Source organism: Pseudomonas sp., assembly GCF_048265905.1.
Taxonomy (GTDB): Bacteria; Pseudomonadota; Gammaproteobacteria; order Pseudomonadales; family Pseudomonadaceae; genus Aquipseudomonas.
In genome coordinates this window covers 535,381-558,913 of the sequence record NZ_JBLXAP010000001.1, presented here as the reverse complement: position 1 = coordinate 558,913, position 23,533 = coordinate 535,381, and the positions used below count along the sequence as shown (strand labels likewise).

Sequence of the window (23,533 nt, the reverse complement as noted above, 5' to 3'; positions counted from 1 at the left end):
AACCAAGCGCGCGCGTGCGGCACAGTCGTTACTTCACGCTAACGTACATCTGTTATGCGGGTGACAGGTTTTTTTGGCCCGGATGCTGTGTTGTATGGCTTGCATCGTTTTTAGTGACGCAATAAAAAAGGAGGCCGGTTATGGCCTCCTCTGTGATTACGCATTTCTATCAATCGAACAGGCCGAATGTCATGTAGCTGAACCATGAGCGGTCTTTGCCTTCGGCTTCATCGAGCTGTTGATCAACATCTTTCAACTCATCCGGGATCTGGTCTTCAGCTTCTTCGTACTGACGGATAACGTCCTGGCTGGCACGAGTCTCGCCCGGCGGCAGTGGCGTGTCGTTTTCGATCAATCCCAAGGTGACTTTACTCAGCCAGGTGCGGTCATCATCATCCTGACGCAGTGGGACGAATTCGCCATCCTCAAGGCTGGCGTGGTCTGGGTAGTTCAGTTTCAGCGTTTCCAGGCTGCTTTTCGCCAATTCGTTCAGCGTCAGGTGCTGGTAAGACTCAACCATCACTGCCAAGCCATCACCAACAGCTGGCGTTTCCTGAAAGTTCTCCACTACATAACGGCCACGGTTTGCAGCAGCCACGTACGCTTGGCGGCTCATGTAGTAGTGGGCTACGTGAATTTCGTAGGCTGCCAGCAGGTTGCGCAGATAGATCATGCGCTGCTTGGCGTCTGGCGAGTAGCGGCTGTTCGGGTAGCGGCTGGTCAGCTGGGCAAACTCATTATAAGAGTCGCGCGCGGCACCCGGGTCACGCTTGGTCATGTCCAGCGGTAGAAAACGTGCGAGCAGGCCACGATCCTGATCAAACGACGCTAAGCCTTTCATGTAATAGGCATAGTCAACGTTTGCGTGCTGTGGGTGCAGCCGGATAAAACGCTCAGCGGCAGAGCGCGCGGCTTCTGGCTCAGCATTTTTGTAGTAGGCGTAGATCAGCTCTAGCTGCGCTTGTTCAGCATAACGACCAAATGGGTAACGCGACTCCAGAGCCTTGAGCTTGGTCACGGCGCTGGTGTAGCTATTATTGTCGAGATCCGCTTGGGCCTGCTGGTACAGCTCAGACTCGCTGAGGTTGTCATCCAGCGTCTCATTGGATGAGCAGGCGGCAGTAATGGCGAGAATAGCGATCAGCAGCAGGTGTTTCACTTGCATGGCGGCTTGCGTCCCTGTGACGGCGGCTGTCTTGAACAAAGCCGTCCTGTTATGATGGGCGCCCCTGGCACTCCCGGGGGCAAAGACGCCGTATTTAACCACAAGCGCGTAGCTGAAACCAAAGGCTATGCCCCCCGCCGTTGCAGAGCATGTCATCTATAAATAAGCAGTCCATACAATTAAGTGCCGAAGTACCGACCGATTTGGGCGGTCAACGCCTTGACCAAATCGCCGCGCAACTCTTTGCGGAGCACTCGCGTTCGCGCCTGACTGCGTGGATTAAAGAGGGTTTGCTGACGGTCGATGGCAAAGTCATTCGCCCGCGCGATATCGTTCACGGTGGTGCCCAGCTTGAGCTAAATGCCGAGCAAGAGGCCCAAGGTGAGTGGGTTGCGCAGGATATCGCGTTGGATATCGTTTACGAAGACGATGATATTTTAGTGATCAACAAGCCTGCAGGTTTGGTGGTACATCCGGCTGCGGGTCATGCTGATGGCACCCTGCTCAATGCTTTGTTGCACCATGTTCCTGACATCGTCAACGTGCCACGTGCTGGTATCGTTCACCGTCTGGACAAGGACACGACCGGCTTGATGGTGGTCGCAAAAAATATTCAGGCGCAGACGCAATTGGTCGACCAGTTGCAAAAACGTACCGTTAGTCGAATTTATGAATGTGTGGTGATCGGCGTAATTACGGCGGGCGGCAAGATTGATGCGCCGATTGGCCGCAGTTCGTCGCAGCGTCAGCGCATGACCGTGACCGATGGCGGTAAGCAGGCAATCAGCCATTATCGCGTGCTTGAGCGTTTCCGCTCGCATACCCATGCCCGGGTCAAGCTGGAAACCGGGCGTACTCACCAGATTCGTGTGCACATGAGTCATGTTGGCTTTCCGCTGATCGGTGATCCTGTCTATGCCGGACGCTTCCGTATTCCCCCAGCGGCGAGCCCAACCTTGGTGCAAAGCTTGAAAGAGTTTCCACGCCAGGCACTGCATGCACGGTTTCTGGAGTTGGATCATCCGGTCACCGGCAAACGCATGAAGTGGGAATCAGCACTGCCAGACGACTTGGTTTGGCTGCTGACCCTGCTGCGTCAGGATCGCGAGGCGTTCGTCGGGTGAAACGCGTTGCTCATGATTGGTTGATTCCTGATTGGCCCGCCCCTGTGCGGGTCAATGCCTGTGTCACAACCCGCAGCGGCGGTATCAGCCAAGAACCCTTTGCCAGCCTTAATTTGGGTCTGCATGTTGATGACGACCCGGTTGCCGTGGCTAAAAATCGCCAGCGCTTGATGAGTCAGGTCGGTTGTCAGCCCGCATGGTTGAGTCAGGTGCATGGGGTTGTGGTTGCCGAGGCTGACAACAGTCGTGTCATCGAGGCTGATGCCAGTTGGACGCAAACACCCGGCGTAGCCTGCACCGTGATGACAGCGGATTGCCTGCCTGTGTTGTTCTGCGATCTTGCCGGCACTCGCGTGGCCGCCGCGCATGCAGGGTGGCGCGGTTTGGCTGGCGGTGTGCTGGAAGCTACGCTGGATGCGCTGGCATTCGATCCGGCTGAAACCTTGGTCTGGCTTGGCCCGGCAATCGGACCTGATGCATTTGAAGTTGGCCCTGAAGTGCGTGAGGCGTTTGTCAGCCAACATCCGCAAGCTGCCGAGGCCTTTGTGCCAAGTCGCAATGCCGGACGCTTTATGGCTGATATTTATCAGCTGGCACGAATTCGGCTGGCTGCGCGGGGTGTGACTGCGGTGTATGGCGGCGGATTTTGCACCTACAGTGATCCGCGCTTCTATTCCTACCGCCAGGCATCGCGCACTGGGCGTTTTGCCTCTTTAGTCTGGCTGGCGGACTAGCGACCTACCATTGCCTAGCGATATTTGCCGTAGTGTTGAACATCGGTGGGCAAGCTTCGCGTTGCCGCACCCTACGGAATCAAGGCAGGTCGCGCTTTTCTGTCAGCCAGACGTGGCGCCAAGTATTTAGGTTGTATCAACTGAAGTACTTGCTTGACCACTTGAAGGTATTTGTCAGTTGGACTTGAAAAACAGCCTTGACAGCCTCATCTATTGTCCATCTCAGCAGGCTTCCTTGATTAAATACTGATCAAGTGCTCACAAGCGCGATTTACAGCGCGGCCTGCTTTTTAAAGGAAGGATGACGCCATGCGAATAGATCGTTTAACCAGTAAGTTACAACTCGCGCTGTCCGATGCCCAATCTTTGGCCGTCGGCCTTGACCATGCCTCAATCGAGCCGCTGCACCTGATGCAGGCGCTGCTCGATCAGCAGGGTGGCTCGATCAAGCCGTTGCTGATGCAGGTCGGCTTTGACGTACACAGTTTGCGTCAGGCGCTGAGCAAAGAGCTTGATCATCTCGGTAAAATTCAAAACCCAACCGGCGATGTGAACATGTCGCAGGACTTGGCACGTCTGCTCAATCAGGCAGATCGCTTGTCGCAGCAGAAGGGCGACCAGTTTATCTCCAGTGAGTTGGTGCTGTTGGCTGCGCTGGACGCCAACACCAAGCTTGGCAAGCTTATGCTGGGCCAGGGCGTGAGTAAAAAAGCCCTTGAAAACGCAGTGAATAACCTGCGCGGTGGCGATGCGGTTAACGACCCGAACGTTGAGGAATCGCGTCAGGCGCTGGATAAATACACCGTTGACCTGACTAAACTGGCCGAAGAGGGCAAGCTTGATCCGGTAATCGGCCGTGATGATGAGATTCGCCGGACCATTCAGGTTCTGCAACGCCGTACCAAAAACAACCCAGTATTGATCGGTGAACCCGGTGTCGGTAAAACCGCCATTGCCGAAGGCTTGGCGCAGCGGATCATCAATGGCGAAGTGCCGGATGGTTTGAAGGACAAGCGCTTGCTGTCGCTGGATATGGGTGCATTGATTGCCGGTGCCAAATTCCGTGGTGAATTTGAGGAGCGCCTGAAGGCCGTGCTCAACGAGCTTTCCAAGCAGGAAGGCCGGGTGATTCTGTTTATTGATGAGCTGCACACCATGGTCGGTGCAGGCAAGGCCGAAGGCGCGATGGATGCGGGCAATATGCTCAAACCGTCGCTGGCCCGTGGCGAACTGCATTGTGTCGGTGCAACCACGCTCAATGAGTACCGCCAGTACATCGAAAAGGACGCTGCACTTGAGCGCCGTTTCCAAAAAGTATTGGTCGACGAGCCGAGTGAAGAAGACACCATCGCGATTTTGCGCGGATTGAAAGAGCGCTACGAAGTGCATCACCGCGTAGCGATCACCGACAGCGCGATTATTGCGGCGGCCAAGCTGAGCCATCGCTACATTACCGATCGGCAATTGCCTGACAAAGCCATCGATCTGATCGACGAGGCGGCCAGCCGCATTCGTATGGAGATTGACTCTAAGCCTGAGGTGCTTGATCGCCTTGAGCGGCGCTTGATTCAGCTAAAAGTTGAGCGTGAAGCGCTGAAAAAAGAAGACGACGAAGCAACCCTCAAGCGTTTAGAAAAGCTGAAGGATGATATTGCCCGCCTTGAGCGCGAATACGCGGACTTGGAGGATATCTGGAAGTCGGAAAAAGCCGAGGTTCAGGGTTCTGCGCAAATTCAGCAGAAAATTGAACAGGCTCGCCAAGAGCTTGAGGCGGCTCGCCGCAAGAGTGATCTTGAGGCCATGGCTAAGCTGCAATACAGCGTGATTCCTGATCTTGAGCGCAGCCTGCAAATGGTTGATCAGCACGGCAAGACCGAGAATCAACTGCTGCGTAGCAAAGTGACGGAGGAAGAGATCGCCGAAGTAGTTTCCAAGTGGACCGGCATTCCTGTGTCGAAAATGCTCGAAGGTGAGCGCGACAAGTTACTCAAAATGGAAGATCTGCTGCATCAGCGGGTTATCGGCCAGAACGAGGCTGTGGTTGCGGTGGCCAACGCCGTGCGGCGCTCGCGTGCTGGTTTGTCCGACCCGAACCGGCCAAGTGGCTCGTTCCTGTTCCTCGGCCCAACCGGGGTGGGTAAAACCGAGCTGTGCAAGGCGTTGGCCGAGTTCTTGTTCGACACTGAAGATGCCTTAGTGCGCATCGATATGTCGGAGTTTATGGAGAAGCACTCGGTTGCTCGCCTGATTGGTGCACCGCCAGGCTATGTTGGTTACGAAGAAGGCGGCTACTTGACCGAGGCCGTGCGTCGCAAGCCGTACTCGGTGATTTTGCTCGACGAAGTTGAGAAAGCGCACCCGGATGTCTTCAACGTGCTGCTGCAGGTGCTTGAAGATGGTCGCCTGACCGATAGTCATGGCCGTACCGTGGATTTCAAAAACACGGTAGTGGTGATGACTTCCAACTTGGGCTCCGCACAGATTCAGGAGCTTGTCGGCGATCGTGAAGCGCAGCACGCTGCGGTGATGGACGCCGTAACCACGCACTTCCGTCCGGAGTTCATCAATCGTATTGATGAAGTGGTGGTGTTTGAGCCGTTGGCGCGTGAGCAGATTGCTGGCATCGCCAAGATTCAACTGAGCCGCTTGCATCAGCGTCTGGCTGAGCGTGAGTTGAGCCTTGAGTTGAGTGATGAGGCGTTGGATAAGCTTATCGCCGTGGGTTACGACCCGGTTTATGGTGCGCGACCGCTGAAACGTGCGGTGCAGCGTTGGGTCGAGAACCCATTGGCGCAGCTGATTCTGTCAGGCAAGTTTGCACCCGGAACCACGGTGAAGGGCACGGTTGTAGACGATCAGATCAGCTTCATCTAAGTCACGTAGCTATTTGCGCTAACTCTAAAGCCCTGCATTTGCAGGGCTTTTTTGTTGGAGTGTTTACCCGTTCGGTGGACAAGCTTCGCGTTGTCACACCCTGCGCGTGATGCGTATTGCGTAGGGAGGACAGCGCTTTTCTGTCCGCCGTTTGTGCGCACAGATGTTGGTTCTGTGTGGTGATTTTTGGTGGACAAGCTTCGCGTTGTCACACCCTACGCGTGATGTGTATTGCGTAGGGAGGACAGCGCTTTTCTGTCCGCCGTTTGTGCGCGCATATGTTGGTTCTGTATGGTGATTTTTGGTGGACAAGCTTTGCGTTGTCACACCCTACGGGTGATGCGTATTGCGTAGGGAGGACAGCGCTTTTCTGTCCGCCGTTTGTGTGCGCAGATGTTGGTTCTGTGCGGTGATTTTTGGTGGACAAGCTTCGCGTTGTCGCACCCTACGCGTGATGTGTATTGCGTAGGGAGGACAGCGCTTTTCTGTCCGCCGTATGTGTGCGCAGGTATTGGTTCTGTGTGGTGATTTGTGGTGGACAAGCTTCGCGTTGTCGCACCCTACGGGTGATGTGTATTGCGTAGGGAGGACAGCGCTTTTCTGTCCGCCATATGTGGTATGGCGTGATTTATAGGTGCTTGAGCAGGGTTTCGAGCAATACCGCCTGGTCGTCGGCGATATCAATGATATGAAAACCAGCCCAGCAATGCTGACTGTCGGCACCGGGGCGACTCCACAGGCAATCTGCGCCGAGTTGGACTTCGCCAACACCCTCAATCAACTGCTCGCTGACGATCCGGCACTCAATGAGCGCATCGACCGCGAGTGGTGTATCGCTGAACAACATGAAACCCTCGCTGGACAGGTCAACGACCCGGCCAAGGCGTTGTCCTGAATGTAAGTCGAAGACTTCCAGCTGCAACTCGGGACTTTGCCGGTTGCGCTGACGACGATCCTCCATGTGGACTCCTTAGGTTGTTTCGGCTGCGCGGCCGGTAAAGCGCTGCAGCACACGATAAATTGAAGACAGAGCGCGATCTACTAGCGGAGTGCTGTGCTCGATGGGGGCGATCCGGGCAAGTCCTTGCTCAACTTCTGTGGCGAGGATTGCCAAGGGTTTGATCGCAACACGCTGCCCGCTGTGATCAACAAACATGTAATTACGAGTTGTTGGGCTAAACCATGAAAGTTTAAGGCGCTGAGTTTGCCCGTCGGTGACAAACTCAAACCAGGTATCAAAAGCGATGTGACTTAACTCTTTAGCCAGTGCTTGGGCGCGTGGCGATAGTCCGGAAAGGGATGTAGTTTGGCTAACCAGCGTTACATCTTCGCCGAGCATGGCGCCTAGTTGGCTTTCCAGTAATTGTGGGCTGAGTTTGGCGGCAACTTGGGGTTGGTTGGCTTGCACGGCATGCTGGCAAGTTACCAGGTCCTGAAGCAGGCGACGTATACCGTCTTCATGGTAGCCGCCCAGCAGCTGTAAGCCCTTGCTCAAGTCCTCAAGTAAAGGCACACGTATATTCTGCAAGTGGCTTGCGCCTGCCTCATCAAGCAGTGTGCCGCTCCAGGCCAGTTGTTCGGCAATCTCGCACGAGCGTGACCATTCTGCGCTTGAGTCACCATGGCGCAGCAGAACGAAGACCAAGACATCAGTCCAGGTGAGTTCAAGAAAGTTGCGAATAATCTCGGGTGGTTGGCGGTTGCTCAACGACGCACTGATTACCTCAACGGCTTGTTGGCGAGCGCTGAGCAGTTTGTCACGGCCTTTGGCGGCTTCTACCGCTCGGCGTTCACGCAAATCAGCTTTTTGTTTAAGTGTGGTTGAGAACTCGTTGAATTCTTCGAGCAGGGTTTCGAACAGCTGAAAATCGCCGGTGAAACCATGGATAACGCGTTCAACGACCCAGTGCATCTTGGCCATCAGACCGCGTTCGTCACCTTCTGTGCCATAAAGTACTCCAGCCTGCGCCATGCTGTTGAGCAGCTTGCGAGCTGGGTGATGGTGCTTGGTGAACAGCGCCTTATCAAGCAGCGCAACTTTCAGATACGGCGTGTGCAGGTGGGATAGCGCGGTTTTGCAATTGTCGGGCAGGTTGTCATCGTCAAGGATGAAGTCAAACAGCATGCCGACCAAGTCAATAATGTCGGCTTCTTGATCCGAGACTTTTTGTTGGCCGGGTAACTCGCTGTGCTCTTCGAGTTGGCTTTGCAGGTCTGCTTTAAGGCCGTCGACCTGCTGTGGTTGATGCAGGCGCTGGGCAAAGTCATCAGCGGATTGGCGCTGCATCCTGTTCAGCGCATCAATCAACTCGTTCGCGCTATAGGTGCGCGTGGCGCTGGCCGGGGCGAAACTGCTGATACTGCGCGTGTTGCCCTGCAGCGGCGTGTTGGGCGCGCGTCGACGATGCTCATTGAGCAATGAGGCCAAACTGCTAAGCAGCGCCATCGGATCGCTGGGCGGTGGAGCGTCAGCAGCGGGAGGTGGTGCATAGCCTTGCTCGGAGCCCGACATCCTCCAGCCTGCGGTTGTTTGGTAGTTCGGCTGGCTAGTGCCTGAGCTGATCGAGTTTTGATCGTGTGGCTGCGCATCCGCTTGCAGGTTTGGAGCTCTGTTTGCCGGCTCAGCTGAGTTGCTGTTGCGCGGCGCAGTGTATTTGAGATTAGGCAGAACACCGGCATCAATCAGGCGCTTATTCAGGCCTGCATAGATGCTGTCGAGGCTGTTCATCACATGCTGGTCAAACAAGGTGTAGAGAATGACCTTGATCCGTAACGGAAAAGGGCAGGGCTGTAGCGCCTCGCGAAAGGCCAGGGCAATCATCTGCGGACCGAACGGATTGTTGTCCTCAAACAGTTTTACCCCATTGTTGAGCAGGGCAAGTCGTTGCTCCAAGGCGAATAACGGTTGGGCGCAGCGGGCTTTGACCCGGCTTACCATATTGGTAACTTGCAGGCTCTCCTCGTATTCCTCGTTCTGCATCAGGCTCAGCCTATCAGCCTTCATTTCGCTAATTGCTTCGGCGGGCTTGAGTTTGCCCTCAAGAAAGTCGGAAAAATTCTGGGCTATTTTTTGATGGTAAAGGCGCTCAATTTGCGGCCGCTGTTTGCGTATCTCACGCATATTGTCAAAAAACAGCGTTTGCACCTGATTATTTTCAGCCTTTTCAGCACACTCAAATAAGGTGTCGTCCACTTGGCCAAATACACCAGTGAGGTGTTCGGCCAACCGGTTCATGACCAATTGCCTGCAGCTCTGCACCAGCACACCGAAGCGCGGGGTAATGCCGCGGCTGGCAAGTGCCTGTCCTGAAATGGAGTGAACGTTCGGTGGGCCTGGATTGCTCATGTACTTTCCTAGCAAGTGTCCTTCCAGCCATTGCATCCTGCGTCGGCTTTATTAATAGAAGATATAGCAGTCACTGGGTGCCGTGCAAAGCATTGTCATAAAAGCAAAAAAGGGGGTTGACAGTCCGGCCGTAAACCGTAAAATGGCGCGCCTCAGATACGGGAAAGGACTTAAGTCTAGACGCTTATCTGAGGCTTTGAAGGTATGTAGTTCCGCGATAGCTCAGTCGGTAGAGCAAATGACTGTTAATCATTGGGTCCCAGGTTCGAGTCCTGGTCGCGGAGCCAAGCTTTCAATATCGGGGTATAGCGCAGTCCGGTAGCGCGCCTGCTTTGGGAGCAGGATGTCGGGAGTTCGAATCCCCCTACCCCGACCATTTTTGGGTCGTTAGCTCAGTTGGTAGAGCAGTTGGCTTTTAACCAATTGGTCGTAGGTTCGAATCCCACACGACCCACCATTTTCGCTCTTGCTGTTGATAAGAGTTGAATCTTAGGAACAGAGTCATTCACTCTGTTCCAGTTAAAAAAAGCGCCGATAAGGCGCTTTTTTTATGCCTGAAATTTGTTGCGCCAGGTATTTATTCTGTATCGGATCGTCGGTGGACAAGCTTCGCGTTGTCGCACCCTACGGGATGATGTTTATCTTGTAGGGAGGATAGCGCTTTTCTGTCCGCCATATGGGCCACGGATCATGGTTGCTTGGAGATTTTTGGTGGACAAGCTTCGCGTTGTCACACCCTGCGGGTGATGTGTATTCCGTAGGGAGGACAGCGCTTTTCTGTCCGCCGTATGTGCGCGCAGGTGTTGGCCTGTCTGGCGACTTCTGGTGGACAAGCTTCGCGTTGTCACACCCTACGGGATGATGTTTATCCTGTAGGGAGGACAGCGCTTTTCTGTCCGCCATTTGTGGCTGTGGATAAGCTTCGTCACACATTACTCTCCGAAATTACCCTGCTCATGTGCCGGGCTGGTGCACCAGTCTTCGGGGTAAATGCCCATTGCCACTGCTCGGTGAAAGCTTGAGTAAGGCCAATCAGCCAGCTTTCGTACATGGTTGTGTTTCAGTGGGTTGTAATGGATGTAATCGTAATGCCGTTGGTAGTCCCGCTCGTCACGGATCAGGTGCTCCCAATAACGGCGTTGCCAGACGCCGCGCTCTCTGCGGTGAAGTTGGGTGGCTGTTCGTGGTTCGGTTGGTGGTAGGCGTTTGCTGAAGGCTCGTTTAATGACTTTCCAGCGCAGGGCGAACTCGTTGTCGTTCGGTGGCAGAGTCCACATGCAGTGCATATGTTCAGGCAATATCACCCAGGCATCGATATTGAATGGGTGGCGCGCCCTTGTTGCGCGCACTGAATCGCGGAATAAGTCGATTTCACGGATCAGTAGATCGCTTTTGCGGTTACGCAGGTTGACGGTGAAGAAATAAGTAGCGCCCTGAATGCTGGCGCGGCGGTAATTCGGCATGGTGGCTCATCCTTGAGCTGTTGGATGCCTAAACAATGGTGGACAAGCTTCGCGTTGTTCACCCTACCGTTCGGGTAGAGTGCGTTTTCCGAAACTCCGTAGGGAGGACAGCGCTTTTCTGTCCGCCGTATGTGCGCAGAGGTATTGGTTCAGTCTGTCGACTTCTGGTGGACAAGCTTCGAGCTGTCACACCCTACGGGTGATGTGTCGGGCGCTTAATGAAGCTTGAGGCGCGGTTCTGTGCTGCGGCCGATGCGGTCGCTGAGCATCAATAATGCGGTGCGGAAAAAGCCATACAGCGCCATTTGGTGCATGCGATAGAGCGATACGTAGAACATGCGTGCCAGCCAGCCTTCGAGCATCACGCTGCCGGTTAAATTGCCCATCAAGTTACCCACGGCTGAAAAAGTCGATAAAGAAATCAGTGAGCCATAATCACGGTACTGATACTCCGGCAGTTCTTTGTCTGAGCCCAATACGCGCATTTTCAGGGTTTTTGCCAGCAATGATGCCTGTTGGTGAGCGGCTTGAGCGCGTGGCGGCACATTGCGGCCTTCTGAACCGGGTTGCGGGCAGGCGGCGCAGTCGCCAAAGGCGAAGATGTTGTCATCTTCAGTCGTCTGCAGCGTGGGGCGGACCACCAATTGGTTGATGCGATTGGTTTCCAGACCGGCAATATCTTTAAGGAATGCGGGGGCGCGAATGCCCGCAGCCCAAATTTTCAGGCTGGCCGTAATGGTTTCGCCTTTAGCGGTAAGCAGCGCGTCGGCCGTGACTTCGCTAACCGCTGAGTTGGTCATCACGGTAACGCCAAGCTTTTCGAGGGTTTTATGCACCGGCTGGCTGATGCGTTCAGGTAACGCGGGAAGTACGCGTGGCCCGGCTTCAATCAGGGTGATGCGCATGTTTTCAGGCAGGATGCGGTTAAGTCCGTAAGCGGCCAGTTCGTGTGCGGCATGGTGCAACTCAGCCGCTAACTCAACGCCTGTGGCCCCAGCGCCAACGATCGCCACGCTGATTTCTTCGGTGTGTTCACTTTGGCTGGCATGCGCGCGCAGGTAATGATTCAGCAGTTGATTGTGGAAGCGTTCTGCTTGCTCACGGGTGTCGAGAAACAAACAGTGCTGCGCGGCACCCGGTGTGCCGAAATCATTGGTTGTACTGCCCACGGCGATAACCAGGCTGTCGTAATGAAGTTCGCGCTGAGGGACCAAAACCTGACCGTGCTCATCCAGCGTTGCATCAAGGCTGATTAACTTGTTGTTGCGATCCAGCCCGGACATGCGCCCGAGTTGAAACTCAAAATGATTCCATTTTGCTTGGGCAACATAATTCAGCTCGTCGCCCGATGAGTTGAGAGAGCCTGCTGCAACTTCGTGTAGCAGTGGTTTCCAGATATGGGTCAGGTTGGCGTCGACCAAAGTGACTTTGGCTTCGCCGCGTTTACCCAGAGATTTACCCAGGCGGGTAGCAAGCTCCAAACCGCCGGCGCCACCGCCGACGATCACGATTTGATGGCTCATTTAATAGACTCGCAAGGCTTTGAATAGAACAGTTAGCGGGTGAGAGGGCGAGCGCTAAGCAGCTCATAGCACCAAACTCCCAAGAAATCGGCTGAGAACCCCGAGGGCAACGACTATGCCCAGTACCACCAACAACAGGCGCCAGACTTTAAAAGGACGGCGTTCGATTTGGTGTTGTGGGGCGCTTAGATACTGATCAACACGTTGTTGGTCGTCAGGCTTAAGGCGGCTGGTCATGGAAACCTCGATGGTCGGGTGTATCCTTGGCCTGATTATAGAAAACTTCCAAGTTGCTTACAGGCTCTTGTGCATCCAAGACTAGCGCAATTAGCGGGATGAGGCGTAATCGATCTTCTGTGAAGCTGTTGTCACGGCCTGCGCCAGCCCGAGCGGTCGCCAAGCAGATGCAGTCTTGCGATTTAGGGCACCTCTGTCAGAGGCTCAACAATCAAGCTGTCGTCGCAACGAATGATGCCATTTTGCAGCACTCTGGCAGTAATCCCGCCATGGCCTCTCATGGCCTGAAATGTGCCTGCGCCTAGGCGCTCCTCTAACCGTGCGCAGGGCTGGCACCAACCGGTGGTTTCGAACACCGCCTGACCGATTCTAAAGCGCCGCCCTTTAAGGCTAAACAAGTTGATACCGCTGATCGCGATATTACGCCGCAGGTCTTCGGGGCGAATCGGGTTATCAGGCGCACGGCTTAATAATGCGCTGACGACTGCGAGGTGTTCCCACTGAATAAAGGTGACTTGTCGTGCATTACGCGGACCGGGGCGGCTGTGGTCGCCGGTCAAGCCTTCGTCGCGGCGCGCTTCCACTACTTCGAGTTCGATCATTGGCGCTCGTGATGCAGGGCGCACACCAATCCAGCGCACTTGTCCGTGCTGGGGAACTGCTGCAAGTAATGCTTTGAGCGGGCTCATTGAGAGGGGTGTCCGTGTCTGATTTTGGTTGTTTATGGTGGACAAGCTTCGCGATGTCGCACCCTACGAGGTGATGGCTTTCTTGTAGGGAGGACAGCGCTTTTCTGTCCGCCGTATACGGTGCGGAGCTTGGCAGTTTGTGGTGGACAAGCTTCGCGTTGTCGCACCCTACGAGGATGATGATTTTCTTGTGGGGAGAACAGCGCTTTTCTGTCCGCCAAATGTGGCGTTTAGTTATCACTTGGCAACTTGTGGTGGACAAGCTTCGCGTTGTCACACCCTACGACGGGCGATTCGTTTGGGTGGGTAACTGTTTTATCCGCGAATTAATGACTGCGATTATCGGCGGATATTACGTTCACAGGCTCATGCCGGCGTCAAAAATGACGCTGCGGCCAAGATTATTGCGCAAAAACTCAGGGGCATCAGCGTGAGCAAAAATGACCCGGGCAAATGTGGGGGCAACGACCGAGAGCGAACGCCAACCTTGGCGCAGGAACTCGGTGGGTGGCGGGAAGTGACTGTTGAAATCCAACACCGAGCGTTTCAGATTGATATAGGCCAGCAAGTCTAATTCGCTGGGATCTATATCGCGTTCACGGTAGTTATGGGCTTTTTTACTTAGAGTGGGGGCTAAGCGGGCGAGCATGTCTTTGGCGGGGATGCGCTTGGGTTTTGCCTCACGTCGCACCAACTGACTGAGAGAAAATGCACGGCGGCGGCGTTCGAGTTCAGCACGCCATTCATCATTAAGGCGGCGACCTTCGTCGAGCACAAAGAATACCTCGAAATTGGCATCGCGAAACAATACGTCAGGCGGTTCGTTGCCGGGCGCGATGAACTCTTCCAGCCGGTGGCGTAGGTTAAACGCTTGCAATAGGCGCTGGCATACCCAGCGCTCGCGTTCCCATTTGCGCGCATTCGACAGAAATGCATTGGCTTGCTCGGCATGGTCTGTGAGCAAACGTAGGTAATCAGAGTCATCCATTTGCCTAGCTTAGCTCCGCAGCCTGGCAAATGGGTATGCTCGGCGACGATCAGTTGGCGGTTTGGGGGCGGTTAGTCAGGGGTGTAGACTGCTGCCTACCTGTTTGTAGTTGAGGTGTGGCGAGATGATTGGTGCTGAATTACTCACGACCACTAGCGCGCTGGCTGGTTGGCTACTGTATGCGCCGGTCGTGATCTGGGCGATTTTTCGTGCGCCTTGGCTGGCACTGATCAGCGACCTGCGCCGCCAGCATCTGGTGTTCGCCACAGCTTTGGCGTTGTTTGTATTGTGGTTGGTGCGACGTGACTTTGAGTCTGGTTTGTCCTATCACTTCATCGGAATGACCGCGGTAACCTTGCTGCTCGACTGGCCGCTCGCTGTGCTGGTTGGCCTGCTGGCGCAAATCGGCATGCTGATGTTGGGGCTGCAGGATTTCTCGGCGCTTGGTGTCAACGGCATGCTGCTGATTGTGCTGCCGGTACTGGTCACTGAGCTCTGTGCCATGCGGGTCGAGCGCGAACAGCCGGACAACTTGTTTGTGTATATCTTCTTTTGCGGCTTCTTTCCGGCTGCGCTGGCAACCTTGCTGGTCATTCTGAGTGCATTTGGGGTGCTGTGGCTGGATGGCATATTTGAGATGCCGCCCTGGATCGAGGATTACATCGGTTATTTATGGCTGGTGATATTCCCCGAGGCCTTTATCAACGGTTTGGTGGTGAGTGCGCTGGTGGTGTTTTATCCAGAGTGGCTGGAAACCTTCAATCGCAGTCGCTATCTGTCGGCCCCGTGGAAGAACGACAAGCAGCCACCCGATTCGTAAGGGAACCTCTGAAAAACTACTGCGCTAGATATTACGGCGTTAAAAAACTGCTCAAAATGCTCATTTAGGCCACTAAAGTCGAGCGCGACCCCGGTCGCTTTTTCGCAGTTTTTTGCCTTGTACTATCGTCGCTCGCTACCTTTTTCAGAGGTTCCATAGGGTGGATGACGCTTTTTTCATCCACCATTTACACCGGCCGATTTGCTTGTTGATTGGGCTATGGTGGGCAAGCTTCGCGTTGCCCACCCTGCGCAGTGTATGGAACTCTTTGTCAGTGGGTGCGTGGCGGGATTTCCTCGGAGAACACATCATCTTCCAGCTCGTTACCGGGAATAGCATGCTCCTCAGATGCCCAAGCACCTAAGTCAATCAACTTGCAGCGTTCCGAGCAAAACGGACGGTTAGGGCTTTGTGGGCCCCATTCAACAGGCGCTGCGCAGGTAGGGCAGGCGACGAGGGTGGGTGTGGTCATGGTTGGCCTCCACGTAGCGAATCACTGAAAAACTGCTGCGCTAGATATTACTGGGGCAGCCCGTGCTGCGTTAAAAAACTGCTCAAAATGCTCATTTAGATCAACTAAAGTCGAGCGCGACCGCGGTCGCTTTTTCGCATTTTTTTGCCTTGTACTATCTTCGCTCGCTACCTTTTTCAGAAGATTCTTAGGGTTAGATAAAAAGTATGCAGGCGCTCAACTTCGCTGCGCAGCCAGATCAGGTCGCGATCGTTTACCAATACATCATCGGCAATTTGTAGGCGCTGCTGGCGTGTAGCTTGCGCGTTAAGAATCGCCTGCACTTGTTCGAGTGAAGTACTGTCGCGCATCAGCGTGCGTTCAATCTGTAGTGTTTCAGGTGCGTCGATCACCAGTACGCGTTGGGTCAATGCGTGCTGGCCGGTTTCTACCAATAAAGGTGTGACCAAAATTGCGTAAGGCGAGGTTGCTTGCGCCAGATATTGGCTGATCTCTTGATTGATCAGCGGATGCAGTAACGCCTCCAGCCAACGGCGCTGTTCGGCATCCTGAAAAATCAGTTTGCGCAGCGCGGTGCGATCAAGCTGTCCATCCGCTTGCAGGATACCAGCGCCAAAGTGTTCTGTTATCTGGCTGAGGGCGGGGCGGCCGGGTTCAACCACCCAGCGCGCCGCTTGGTCGGCATCGACCAGATGCACGCCTAGGTCGATAAAGCATTGCGCAACAGCGCTTTTGCCGCTGCCAATGCCGCCGGTAAGGCCCAAAATCCAAGGTTTCATGCGCGTGCAGTGGCTCTAATCAATCAAACAGACCGTAGATTGTAAAGCAGAGCACTTGCAACTGGCGACCCGGAAGATGAGATGCATGATGAGCGCATGGCCAGTGCGCTCAAACGTACTATTTCATTCCGGCAAATTGCAGGTAGGTTGAAGTGATCTGGTCGCCCCAGATCAGCGCTATCCAGCCAGCGATGGCCAAGTAAGGGCCAAAGGGTATTGGCGTGCTGGTTTCAGCATTGCGCATGCGCAGCATAATCACGCCAAGGACCGCGCCGACCAGCGACGAAAGCAGTATGGTCAGCGGCAGAATTTGCCAGCCGCCCCATGCGCCAAGCATGGCCAGCAGCTTGAAATCGCCATACCCCATGCCTTCCTTGCCGGTTATCAGCTTGAATAGCCAAAACACCGTCCATAGGCTCAGGTAACCTGCAATCGCGCCCCAGAGTGCATCATCCAGACTGGTGAACCGGCCAAAATAATTGGCAATTAACCCCAGCCAGAGCAGCGGCAACACCAGCACATCGGGCAGCAGTTGGTGGTCGGCATCAATCAGGCTCATCGCCAGCAAGCCCCAGGTCAGCAGGAGCATTAAGCCGGTTTGCCAAGTAAAGCCAAAGTGCCAGGCGATAAAGAATGACAGCGCCCCGCAGGCCAGTTCTACCAAGGGATAGCGCTTGCTTATCGCGGTTTTACAGCTGGAGCATTTGCCGCGCAGTGCCAAGTAGCTGACGACCGGGATATTTTCCCAAGGGCGGATCTCGTGCTTGCATGAAGGGCATGTGGAGTTTGGCAGAATCAGATTGAAGGTCTGCTTGGCGTCTTCGGCTGGCAGTTCCAGTGCTTCACGCGCTTGGGACTGCCAATCTCGCTGCATCATGATTGGCAGGCGATACACCACAACATTCAAGAAACTGCCAACCAGCAAACCGATAACCAGCACGCATAAAGAAAAGGCCAGCGCAGAGCTGGCCAGAAAGTCGAGTGTTTGCATGGGTTAGACGACGTTGCCCAGTTGGAAGATTGGTAGGTACATGGCAATAACCAAGCCACCAACTAAAACACCAAGTACCGACATAATCAGGGGTTCCATCAGGCTGGTAAGCCCGTCGACCATATTGTCAACTTCATCTTCGTAGAAAGTTGCAACCTTATCGAGCATTTCGTCTAGTGCACCTGACTCTTCACCAATGGCGGTCATCTGAATTGCCATGGTCGGAAATGTATTGGTGGTACGCATTGAGAAGTTCAGTTGCATGCCGGTGGAAACGTCTGCCTTGATTTTGTTGGTGGCGTTTTTGAATACGATATTCCCTGTGGCGCCAGCTACGGAGTCAAGCGCCTCAACTAAAGGGACGCCTGCTGCGAATGTAGTGGAGAGTGTCCGCGCGAATCGTGCTACGGCGGATTTATAAAGAATATCGCCTACAATCGGTAGCTTCAAAAAAGATCTATCAAGCCAGTTACGAAATTTTTGAGATCTTTTGTGAAATTCTTTAAGCGCGAAAACCAGTGCAAATAGTCCTGCCAAGAATAACAGCCACCATTTCTGCAGTACTTGGGAAAGATTAATTACCATTTGGGTAAACGCAGGAAGTTCTGCACCAAAGTTGGCAAATACTGACTCGAACTGAGGAACGACTTTAATCAGCAAGATAGCCGAAACGATCAGGGCTACCACGACCACTGCTATCGGGTAGTTCATAGCTTTTTTGATTTTTGCTTTCAGTGCTTCGGTTTTTTCTTTGTAGGTGGCGACCCGGTCAAGCAGGCTTTCAAGGGCACCTGCTTGTTCGCCAGAATCTACAAGGTTGCAATAGAGTTCATCGAAGTATTGCGGTTTTGTTCTGAGTGCAGTTGCAAAGCTATTACCGGCTGCCACCTGCTGTTTTATCTCATCAACCAGTTTGCGCATATTTGGGTTATCAAAACCCTCACCAATAATGTCAAATGACTGTAACAGTGGAACCCCTGCTTTCATCATGGTTGCCATCTGCCTTGTAAACAAAGCAATGTCCATTGGCTTGATTTTTTTGCCAGCGCTAAAAATTGAGACTGATTTTTTGCGAACCTTGGTTGGGTTGATACCTTGCTTGCGCAGTTGGGCCTTAACTAGGGCTGGATTTTGCCCATTGAGCTCGCCTTTGACGACCGCGCCTTTCTTATCTTTACCTTCCCAGGCGAATACGCTGGTTTTTAATGCTTTTGCCGCCATGGTTAATCCTTGGTTACGCGGTTGACTTCCTCAAGGCTGGTGACGCCTTGCATCGCTTTCACCAGTGCCGAGGTGCGTAGATCATTGAAGCCGTCTTTGCGCATCTGCGCGGAAATGTCGATGGAGTTGCCTTCTTCCATGATAATCCGTTGTAGGTTAGGCGTGTTTTTAACCACTTCATATATTCCGACACGGCCTTTGTAACCGCCTTTGCAATTTTCACATCCCACCGGGCCGAAAATCTTGAAAGTACCAATTTTTGCCTCTGGGAAACCTTCTTCTAAAAGCGTCTCTCGCGGTACATCAATTTCCTTCTTGCAGCTGTTGCAAAGCTTGCGCGCTAGCCGCTGGGCGATGATCAGGTTGACCGAAGTGGCGATGTTAAATGACGGTACGCCCATATTGCGCAGGCGGGTCAGGGTTTCTGCGGCGCTGTTGGTGTGCAGGGTCGACATCACCATATGGCCGGTCTGCGCGGCTTTTACCGCGATAGAAGCGGTATCAAGGTCACGGATCTCTCCAACCATGATGATGTCCGGGTCTTGACGCAGAAAGGCGCGCAACGCCTGGGTGAAGTCCATGCCCTGTTTGGGGTTGACGTTTACCTGATTGATGCCTTCAAGGTTGATCTCAACCGGATCTTCCGCCGTGGAGATATTTACATCAGCGGTATTAAGAATATTCAGACCGGTATACAGCGACACGGTTTTGCCCGAGCCGGTTGGGCCGGTAACCAAAATCATCCCTTGTGGCTGCTTAAGGGCAGTCATATACAGGTTTTTCTGATCTTCCTCATACCCGAGAGCGTCAATACCCATTTGTGCGCTGGTTGGGTCGAGAATCCGCATTACGATTTTCTCGCCCCACAGTGTGGGCAAGGTGTTGACCCGGAAGTCGATGGATTTGGTTTTTGAGATGCGCATTTTTATGCGCCCGTCTTGCGGTTTGCGTCGCTCGGAAATATCCAGCGAGGCCATAACCTTCAGGCGTGCGGAAATTCTCGGCGCCAGTTGAATAGGTGGACGCGCGACTTCGTGCAGAATGCCGTCCGTACGCAGGCGCACGCGGTAGGTTTTTTCGTAAGGCTCAAAGTGCAGGTCGGAAGAGCCACCTTTAATAGCGTCCAACAGCATCTTGTTAACGAAGCGAACCACCGGTGCGTCGTCAGCATCCTGGCCGCCATCTCCCCCGCGGGGTTCATCATCTACAGCCTCAACATCTAGCCCATCTAGGTCAACATCGGCTAGGTCTTCCATACCGCTGGTGCCGGAATCAAAAAACTTTTCTATGGCATCGCCAAGCTTGTCGTCTTCAACCAAGATGGCTTCGGTATTGAGGCCGGTGCTGAACTGGATATCAGTGACTGCTTGGTGATTAGTCGGGTCGGAAACGCCAATAAAAAGCTTGTTGCCCCGTTTCCAAAGCGGGATTACTCGATGCTGGCGAACCAGTTTTTCGCTAATAAGCTCACGCGGCTGACTTTCTTTGTCAATCGAGCCGAGGTCAACGAATGACACGCCAAACTGGTCAGAGGCTAGCTCTGCCAGCGCCCGGCTTTTAACCAGCTTGTTTTGCACAAGGTAGGTGACCAGCGACATTTTATTGCGCGTGGCTTGCTGCTGGGCTTGCTGGGCTGCTTTCTCATCAAGCAGTTCAGCGATGACCATTTGCTTGGCTAGGCCAGTGAGAGAGACGACGTCATTCATTGCAGGCTCCATAAACTATGCCTGCGTTATAGCCTAGTTGAAGGGCAGAACCAAACTGACATTCCATGACTGACAAATTGCGTCACATGCTGTCACTTATTTGGCTGGGGTTGTGGTGTGTAGCATGTTCTTTGCTGGATATGGCGGTGTTTTCATAGTTGGCACAGTGAGTGCATTAGCTTGGTCAGGTCGTTGGGCCTATTCATTTCTAGGAGAGTTACATGAAAGCTCAAAAAGGTTTTACGTTAATCGAACTGATGATCGTAGTTGCGATCATCGGTATCTTGGCTGCAATCGCTCTGCCTGCTTATCAGGACTACACCAACAAAGCTAAGGTTTCTGAAGTGATTCTGGCAGCTAGTGGTGCGCGTACTTGCGTGTCTGAAATCAACCAAGGTGCTGCTAGCTTGGGTGCTGCGGATTTCACATCTTGCAGTAGTCCAGTATCTGTAACCACTCAATATGTTAAGAGTGTGGAAGTTGATGAGGATGGTATTATCACAGCAACTAGCCAAGGTCTCCCAGAAGAAGTAGAAGTAACTCTTACTCCAACTCCATTGGCCAGTGCCGGCTATATTGAGTCCTGGAAGTGTGAGGGTACTGTTGATAAGTGGATGCCGGGTAGCTGCAAATAATACCTGATATCGAGTTATTAAAGACCCCCATATTGGGGGTCTTTTTTGTTGTTTAATGAGGTGGTATTTTGACCGGCGCTCTAGGGTATCGACGCGTTCCATTAATGTTTGCATTACTTTGTTTGATGTTGGCTTGGTTACTGCCGAACCATTATCGTCCTTGGGTAAGTGCCTATCAGGATTTTCTGGCATTTGGGGCTGTTGTTCTTGGGTCTTTTTCGTTGGTTCTTTCAAGAAAAACAGTTGTCCCAGCAGAGGCGTTATTTTTTGTTTTAATTGCACTTGTTCCGGTTGCTCAGTATTTTATCGGAACTATTTATTTTTTTGGTGATGCTGTACTTCCTGCGGTTTATTTACTAGGCTTTTCATTGGCTATGATTACCGGTTTTAATGTGTATTCTGTTGGCCGCTGGAATGTAGTTTTGGAATGGTTTGCAGGGGCATGCATCTTAGTTTCAGTATTGTCTGGGTCTATTGCACTAGCGCAGTGGTTGTCATTGGTTAACACCATTTGGATTGCAGATTTGCCTCCTGGTGCTAGACCCTTTGCCAATATGGCTCAGCCTAATAATCTTGCTTCGTTACTGTTCATGGGGTTGTTCGGCGTACATTATTTTTATGAGAAATATCTGCTAGGTCGTTTTTGTTCAGGTGTTTTGACTCTTTTTATACTGTTTTGTATTGCGTTGACTGGATCAAGAACTTCTTGGGTTGTAGCTTTGTCTGCGCTGACATTTGTTGGCTTGGTATCAATGCGGTTGCCAGCCCGGCTACCCATTAAAACTGTTTTGTTATGGGTGGCTATTTATTTTTTATTGGTGGTTACAGTTCCTAGCTTATCTAAAGCTCTTTATATAGATAGCTACAACCTAATGCAGCGAGCAATGGCTTCTGATCGATTGGGGTTGTGGTTGCAAATGTTGCAGGCAATTAAGTTAAGCCCGATGCTGGGTTATGGTTGGAGTCAAGTTAGCTTGGCCCAGGTTTCTGTGGCGGTTGCTTATCCACTGCAACTAATGACTGAACATAGCCATAATATAGTATTGGATTTTTTAATATGGAATGGTCCTGTTCTAGGTTTGATTTTTGTTTCTGTTACGGCTTTCAGGCTTGTGCAGCTTGTATTCCGAGTTGGTAGTGTTGAAGTGGTTTTTATTGTTTTATGCTTGCTCGCACTTTTAGTGCATGGGATGTTGGAATTCCCATTAGAGTATGCATTTTTTTTAGTGCCATTAGGCTTTCTTCTAGGAGGTCTAATTTCTGAACAGGGGGGGGCGCTCAGGCTAAGTTTGCCGCGGCCAGTTGTAGTTGCTATGGTTGTCACGGCTTGTTTGGTACTGCATATGTTCTGGAGGGAGTACCGGGTTGTTGCGGAAGACTACAGACTTATGAGGTTTGAAACGGCAAAAATTGGAACCCTTAAAGCAACAGAACCTGCCCCTGATGTTGTCTTGTTAAGTCAGTTGCGTGAATTTACTCGTTTCGCGAGAACGCAACCCACTGCTGAAATGAGTGGGGCAGACTTAGAATGGATGCGTAAAGTCTCACATCGCTATCCTTATTATTTGGCTTTACATCGTTATGCGCTTGCATTAGCACTCAATGGCCATGTTGAAGCTGCGCGAGAGCAGATGTTGATACTTCGAGGTTTGTACGGTGAGAAAGTTTATAAGCATGCGTTGGCGTTGACTCAGTTTGAGCATCCTGAGCTTGTCGAGGCACTTAAATTGTAGCCCTGAACGGCCGCTCCGCAATAGCGGGTCTCGGCGCTCACCTTACAACCCCAGCCGCATCGACAAGTCCACGGCCTTTACGTCTTTAGTCAGTGTGCCAATCGACACATAGTCCACGCCCGTTTCGGCGATGGCTCTTAGGGTGGATTCGTTGACGCCGCCTGAGGCTTCGAGTTTGGCTTTGCCTTGGGTGATGGCGACGGCTTGGCGCATGTCATCCAGTGACAGTTCGTCGAGCATGATGATGTCGGCGCCGGCGTCTAGCGCTTCTTGTAGTTCAATCAAGCTTTCGACTTCGACTTCCACCGGCTTGCCTGGGGCAATCTTGTGTGCGGCTTTTACGGCGGCGTCTATGTTGCCGCAGGCGGCGATATGGTTTTCCTTAATAAGGAAGGCGTCGAACAGGCCGATGCGGTGGTTGTGGCAGCCTCCGCAGGTGACGGCGTACTTCTGGGCGAGGCGCAGGCCCGGCAGGGTTTTGCGGGTGTCGAGGATTTTGATCTGGGTGCCTTGCACCATATCTGCGTAGTGCTGGCAGCGGGTGGCCACTGCCGACAGGGTTTGCAAGAAGTTCAGCGCGCTGCGTTCGCCAGTAAGCAGGGCGCGAGCTGGGCCTTCCAGATGAAATAGAGCCTGATTTGGCTCGACGCGATCGCCGTCGGCCACTTGCCAATGCACGGCCACGCGGTCATCAACCTGACGAAAAACCGCATCAACCCAAGCTGTGCCGCAAATAACCGCTGCATCGCGGCTGATGACGGTCGCGTGAGCCAAGCGTTCGGCGGGAATAAGTTGGGCGGTAATGTCGCCGCTGCCCATGTCTTCTGCTAGTGCTCGACGAACGTTGGCCTCAATTTCAGCGCTCAGGTCGGCGAGGATCAGGTTAGGCATGGTGCACTCCATTTTCAGTGAGCGGTGATTATAAAGGCAGACTCCATCGTTGCGCAGCTATAAACGCCGGTTTGGAGCAGGCGCCGGTTGGGGTTGGCTAGGCAATGAAATGAAATGATAAATCAGCTTATGTTTTTCGTAT

Annotated in this window: 20 protein-coding genes and 3 tRNA genes; 9 read left to right on the top strand and 14 right to left on the bottom strand. The window is 53.1% G+C overall.

Annotated elements, in window-relative coordinates; all coding sequences use genetic code 11:
* Positions 1-169 precede the first annotated feature (169 nt).
* Positions 170-1,165 carry an outer membrane protein assembly factor BamD gene (locus ACN0UH_RS02630; RefSeq protein ID WP_417660581.1) on the bottom strand — a complete coding sequence of 332 codons (996 nt, stop codon included), beginning with the start codon at positions 1,163-1,165 and terminating at the stop codon, positions 170-172.
* 149 nt (positions 1,166-1,314) lie between these two features.
* Here ACN0UH_RS02630 and rluD point away from each other — a divergent pair, with 149 nt between their 5' ends.
* The 3 genes from rluD to clpB all read left to right on the top strand — a co-directional run bounded on the left by rluD (position 1,315) and on the right by clpB (position 5,897).
* Positions 1,315-2,289: a 23S rRNA pseudouridine(1911/1915/1917) synthase RluD gene (gene rluD / locus ACN0UH_RS02625; RefSeq protein ID WP_417660580.1), complete on the top strand. Its 975-nt coding sequence runs from the start codon at positions 1,315-1,317 to the stop codon at positions 2,287-2,289.
* Complete coding sequence (pgeF, locus tag ACN0UH_RS02620; RefSeq protein WP_417660579.1) at positions 2,286-3,023, top strand: peptidoglycan editing factor PgeF; 738 nt, start codon at positions 2,286-2,288, stop codon at positions 3,021-3,023. The genes rluD and pgeF overlap by 4 nt, the downstream gene beginning before the upstream one ends.
* A 309-nt stretch (positions 3,024-3,332) precedes the next feature.
* Positions 3,333-5,897, top strand: a complete 2,565-nt coding sequence (gene clpB / locus ACN0UH_RS02615) for an ATP-dependent chaperone ClpB (protein ID WP_087518162.1) — start codon at positions 3,333-3,335, stop codon at positions 5,895-5,897.
* Between the two features lie 628 nt (positions 5,898-6,525).
* Here clpB and ACN0UH_RS02610 read toward each other — a convergent pair.
* Positions 6,526-6,858, bottom strand: a complete 333-nt coding sequence (locus tag ACN0UH_RS02610; RefSeq protein WP_417660578.1) for a PilZ domain-containing protein — start codon at positions 6,856-6,858, stop codon at positions 6,526-6,528.
* A 9-nt stretch (positions 6,859-6,867) separates the two neighbouring features.
* Entirely contained in the window at positions 6,868-9,243 is a 2,376-nt protein-coding gene (locus ACN0UH_RS02605; protein WP_417660577.1) for a DUF1631 domain-containing protein, read from the bottom strand.
* 211 nt (positions 9,244-9,454) lie between these two features.
* Between ACN0UH_RS02605 and ACN0UH_RS02600 the strand changes: the two genes are divergently transcribed.
* From ACN0UH_RS02600 to ACN0UH_RS02590, 3 genes are all read left to right on the top strand, one after another.
* Positions 9,455-9,530: transfer RNA gene (locus tag ACN0UH_RS02600), tRNA-Asn, on the top strand.
* Positions 9,531-9,542: 12 nt separating this feature from the next.
* Positions 9,543-9,619: transfer RNA gene (locus ACN0UH_RS02595), tRNA-Pro, on the top strand.
* Between the two features lie 5 nt (positions 9,620-9,624).
* Positions 9,625-9,700 (top strand) — tRNA-Lys (locus tag ACN0UH_RS02590).
* Positions 9,701-10,175: 475 nt separating this feature from the next.
* On the opposite strand, the gene ACN0UH_RS02585 is transcribed toward ACN0UH_RS02590, so the two are convergent.
* The 5 genes from ACN0UH_RS02585 to ACN0UH_RS02565 all read right to left on the bottom strand — a co-directional run bounded on the left by ACN0UH_RS02585 (position 10,176) and on the right by ACN0UH_RS02565 (position 14,143).
* Positions 10,176-10,706, bottom strand: a complete 531-nt coding sequence (locus ACN0UH_RS02585) for an REP-associated tyrosine transposase (protein WP_417660576.1) — start codon at positions 10,704-10,706, stop codon at positions 10,176-10,178.
* Between the two features lie 215 nt (positions 10,707-10,921).
* A complete protein-coding gene (locus tag ACN0UH_RS02580) occupies positions 10,922-12,229 on the bottom strand; it encodes an NAD(P)/FAD-dependent oxidoreductase (RefSeq protein ID WP_417660575.1) in 1,308 nt (435 codons plus the stop codon).
* Between the two features lie 63 nt (positions 12,230-12,292).
* A complete protein-coding gene (locus tag ACN0UH_RS02575; protein WP_417660574.1) occupies positions 12,293-12,466 on the bottom strand; it encodes a DUF3094 family protein in 174 nt (57 codons plus the stop codon).
* A gap of 182 nt (positions 12,467-12,648) precedes the next feature.
* Positions 12,649-13,155 carry an MOSC domain-containing protein gene (locus tag ACN0UH_RS02570; RefSeq protein ID WP_417660573.1) on the bottom strand — a complete coding sequence of 169 codons (507 nt, stop codon included), beginning with the start codon at positions 13,153-13,155 and terminating at the stop codon, positions 12,649-12,651.
* Positions 13,156-13,513: 358 nt separating this feature from the next.
* Complete coding sequence (locus ACN0UH_RS02565) at positions 13,514-14,143, bottom strand: DUF1780 domain-containing protein (RefSeq protein ID WP_417660572.1); 630 nt, start codon at positions 14,141-14,143, stop codon at positions 13,514-13,516.
* 124 nt (positions 14,144-14,267) lie between these two features.
* Between ACN0UH_RS02565 and ACN0UH_RS02560 the strand changes: the two genes are divergently transcribed.
* The gene (locus ACN0UH_RS02560) at positions 14,268-14,963 is read left to right on the top strand and encodes an energy-coupling factor ABC transporter permease (protein WP_417660571.1); all 696 of its coding nucleotides are present in this window, start codon (positions 14,268-14,270) and stop codon (positions 14,961-14,963) included.
* A gap of 271 nt (positions 14,964-15,234) precedes the next feature.
* Here the strand turns inward: ACN0UH_RS02560 and yacG are convergent, their stop codons facing one another.
* From yacG to pilB, 5 genes are all read right to left on the bottom strand, one after another.
* A complete protein-coding gene (gene yacG / locus ACN0UH_RS02555; RefSeq protein ID WP_417660570.1) occupies positions 15,235-15,435 on the bottom strand; it encodes a DNA gyrase inhibitor YacG in 201 nt (66 codons plus the stop codon).
* 176 nt (positions 15,436-15,611) lie between these two features.
* Positions 15,612-16,214 (bottom strand): dephospho-CoA kinase, encoded by a 603-nt coding sequence (coaE, locus tag ACN0UH_RS02550; protein WP_417660569.1) that lies wholly within the window; start codon positions 16,212-16,214, stop codon positions 15,612-15,614.
* A 118-nt stretch (positions 16,215-16,332) separates the two neighbouring features.
* Positions 16,333-17,205, bottom strand: coding sequence for a prepilin peptidase (locus ACN0UH_RS02545; protein ID WP_417660568.1), 873 nt, complete (start codon positions 17,203-17,205; stop codon positions 16,333-16,335).
* A 3-nt stretch (positions 17,206-17,208) separates the two neighbouring features.
* Complete coding sequence (locus ACN0UH_RS02540) at positions 17,209-18,426, bottom strand: type II secretion system F family protein (RefSeq protein WP_417660567.1); 1,218 nt, start codon at positions 18,424-18,426, stop codon at positions 17,209-17,211.
* A 2-nt stretch (positions 18,427-18,428) separates the two neighbouring features.
* Positions 18,429-20,132 carry a type IV-A pilus assembly ATPase PilB gene (gene pilB / locus ACN0UH_RS02535; protein WP_417660566.1) on the bottom strand — a complete coding sequence of 568 codons (1,704 nt, stop codon included), beginning with the start codon at positions 20,130-20,132 and terminating at the stop codon, positions 18,429-18,431.
* 221 nt (positions 20,133-20,353) lie between these two features.
* Here pilB and ACN0UH_RS02530 point away from each other — a divergent pair, with 221 nt between their 5' ends.
* Positions 20,354-20,767, top strand: a complete 414-nt coding sequence (locus ACN0UH_RS02530; protein ID WP_417660565.1) for a pilin — start codon at positions 20,354-20,356, stop codon at positions 20,765-20,767.
* A gap of 68 nt (positions 20,768-20,835) precedes the next feature.
* Positions 20,836-22,500 carry a Wzy polymerase domain-containing protein gene (locus tag ACN0UH_RS02525; RefSeq protein ID WP_417660564.1) on the top strand — a complete coding sequence of 555 codons (1,665 nt, stop codon included), beginning with the start codon at positions 20,836-20,838 and terminating at the stop codon, positions 22,498-22,500.
* A 42-nt stretch (positions 22,501-22,542) separates the two neighbouring features.
* Here ACN0UH_RS02525 and nadC read toward each other — a convergent pair whose 3' ends face one another.
* The gene (nadC, locus tag ACN0UH_RS02520; protein ID WP_417660563.1) at positions 22,543-23,391 is read right to left on the bottom strand and encodes a carboxylating nicotinate-nucleotide diphosphorylase; all 849 of its coding nucleotides are present in this window, start codon (positions 23,389-23,391) and stop codon (positions 22,543-22,545) included.
* Positions 23,392-23,533 lie beyond the last annotated feature (142 nt).

Excerpts from the sequence above, each read along its gene's own strand:
- coaE (WP_417660569.1), bottom strand. The coding sequence starts at position 16,214 with ATGAAACCTTGGATTTTGGGCCTTACCGGCGGCATTGGCAGCGGCAAA.
- ACN0UH_RS02545 (WP_417660568.1), bottom strand. The coding sequence starts at position 17,205 with ATGCAAACACTCGACTTTCTGGCCAGCTCTGCGCTGGCCTTTTCTTTA.
- rluD (WP_417660580.1), top strand. The coding sequence starts at position 1,315 with ATGTCATCTATAAATAAGCAGTCCATACAATTAAGTGCCGAAGTACCG.
- clpB (WP_087518162.1), top strand. The coding sequence starts at position 3,333 with ATGCGAATAGATCGTTTAACCAGTAAGTTACAACTCGCGCTGTCCGAT.
- ACN0UH_RS02560 (WP_417660571.1), top strand. The coding sequence starts at position 14,268 with ATGATTGGTGCTGAATTACTCACGACCACTAGCGCGCTGGCTGGTTGG.
- ACN0UH_RS02630 (WP_417660581.1), bottom strand. The coding sequence starts at position 1,165 with ATGCAAGTGAAACACCTGCTGCTGATCGCTATTCTCGCCATTACTGCC.
- ACN0UH_RS02585 (WP_417660576.1), bottom strand. The coding sequence starts at position 10,706 with ATGCCGAATTACCGCCGCGCCAGCATTCAGGGCGCTACTTATTTCTTC.
- ACN0UH_RS02530 (WP_417660565.1), top strand. The coding sequence starts at position 20,354 with ATGAAAGCTCAAAAAGGTTTTACGTTAATCGAACTGATGATCGTAGTT.
- ACN0UH_RS02575 (WP_417660574.1), bottom strand. The coding sequence starts at position 12,466 with ATGACCAGCCGCCTTAAGCCTGACGACCAACAACGTGTTGATCAGTAT.
- ACN0UH_RS02570 (WP_417660573.1), bottom strand. The coding sequence starts at position 13,155 with ATGAGCCCGCTCAAAGCATTACTTGCAGCAGTTCCCCAGCACGGACAA.
- pilB (WP_417660566.1), bottom strand. The coding sequence starts at position 20,132 with ATGAATGACGTCGTCTCTCTCACTGGCCTAGCCAAGCAAATGGTCATC.
- ACN0UH_RS02540 (WP_417660567.1), bottom strand. The coding sequence starts at position 18,426 with ATGGCGGCAAAAGCATTAAAAACCAGCGTATTCGCCTGGGAAGGTAAA.
- yacG (WP_417660570.1), bottom strand. The coding sequence starts at position 15,435 with ATGACCACACCCACCCTCGTCGCCTGCCCTACCTGCGCAGCGCCTGTT.
- ACN0UH_RS02610 (WP_417660578.1), bottom strand. The coding sequence starts at position 6,858 with ATGGAGGATCGTCGTCAGCGCAACCGGCAAAGTCCCGAGTTGCAGCTG.
- ACN0UH_RS02605 (WP_417660577.1), bottom strand. The coding sequence starts at position 9,243 with ATGAGCAATCCAGGCCCACCGAACGTTCACTCCATTTCAGGACAGGCA.
- ACN0UH_RS02580 (WP_417660575.1), bottom strand. The coding sequence starts at position 12,229 with ATGAGCCATCAAATCGTGATCGTCGGCGGTGGCGCCGGCGGTTTGGAG.
- ACN0UH_RS02565 (WP_417660572.1), bottom strand. The coding sequence starts at position 14,143 with ATGGATGACTCTGATTACCTACGTTTGCTCACAGACCATGCCGAGCAA.
- nadC (WP_417660563.1), bottom strand. The coding sequence starts at position 23,391 with ATGCCTAACCTGATCCTCGCCGACCTGAGCGCTGAAATTGAGGCCAAC.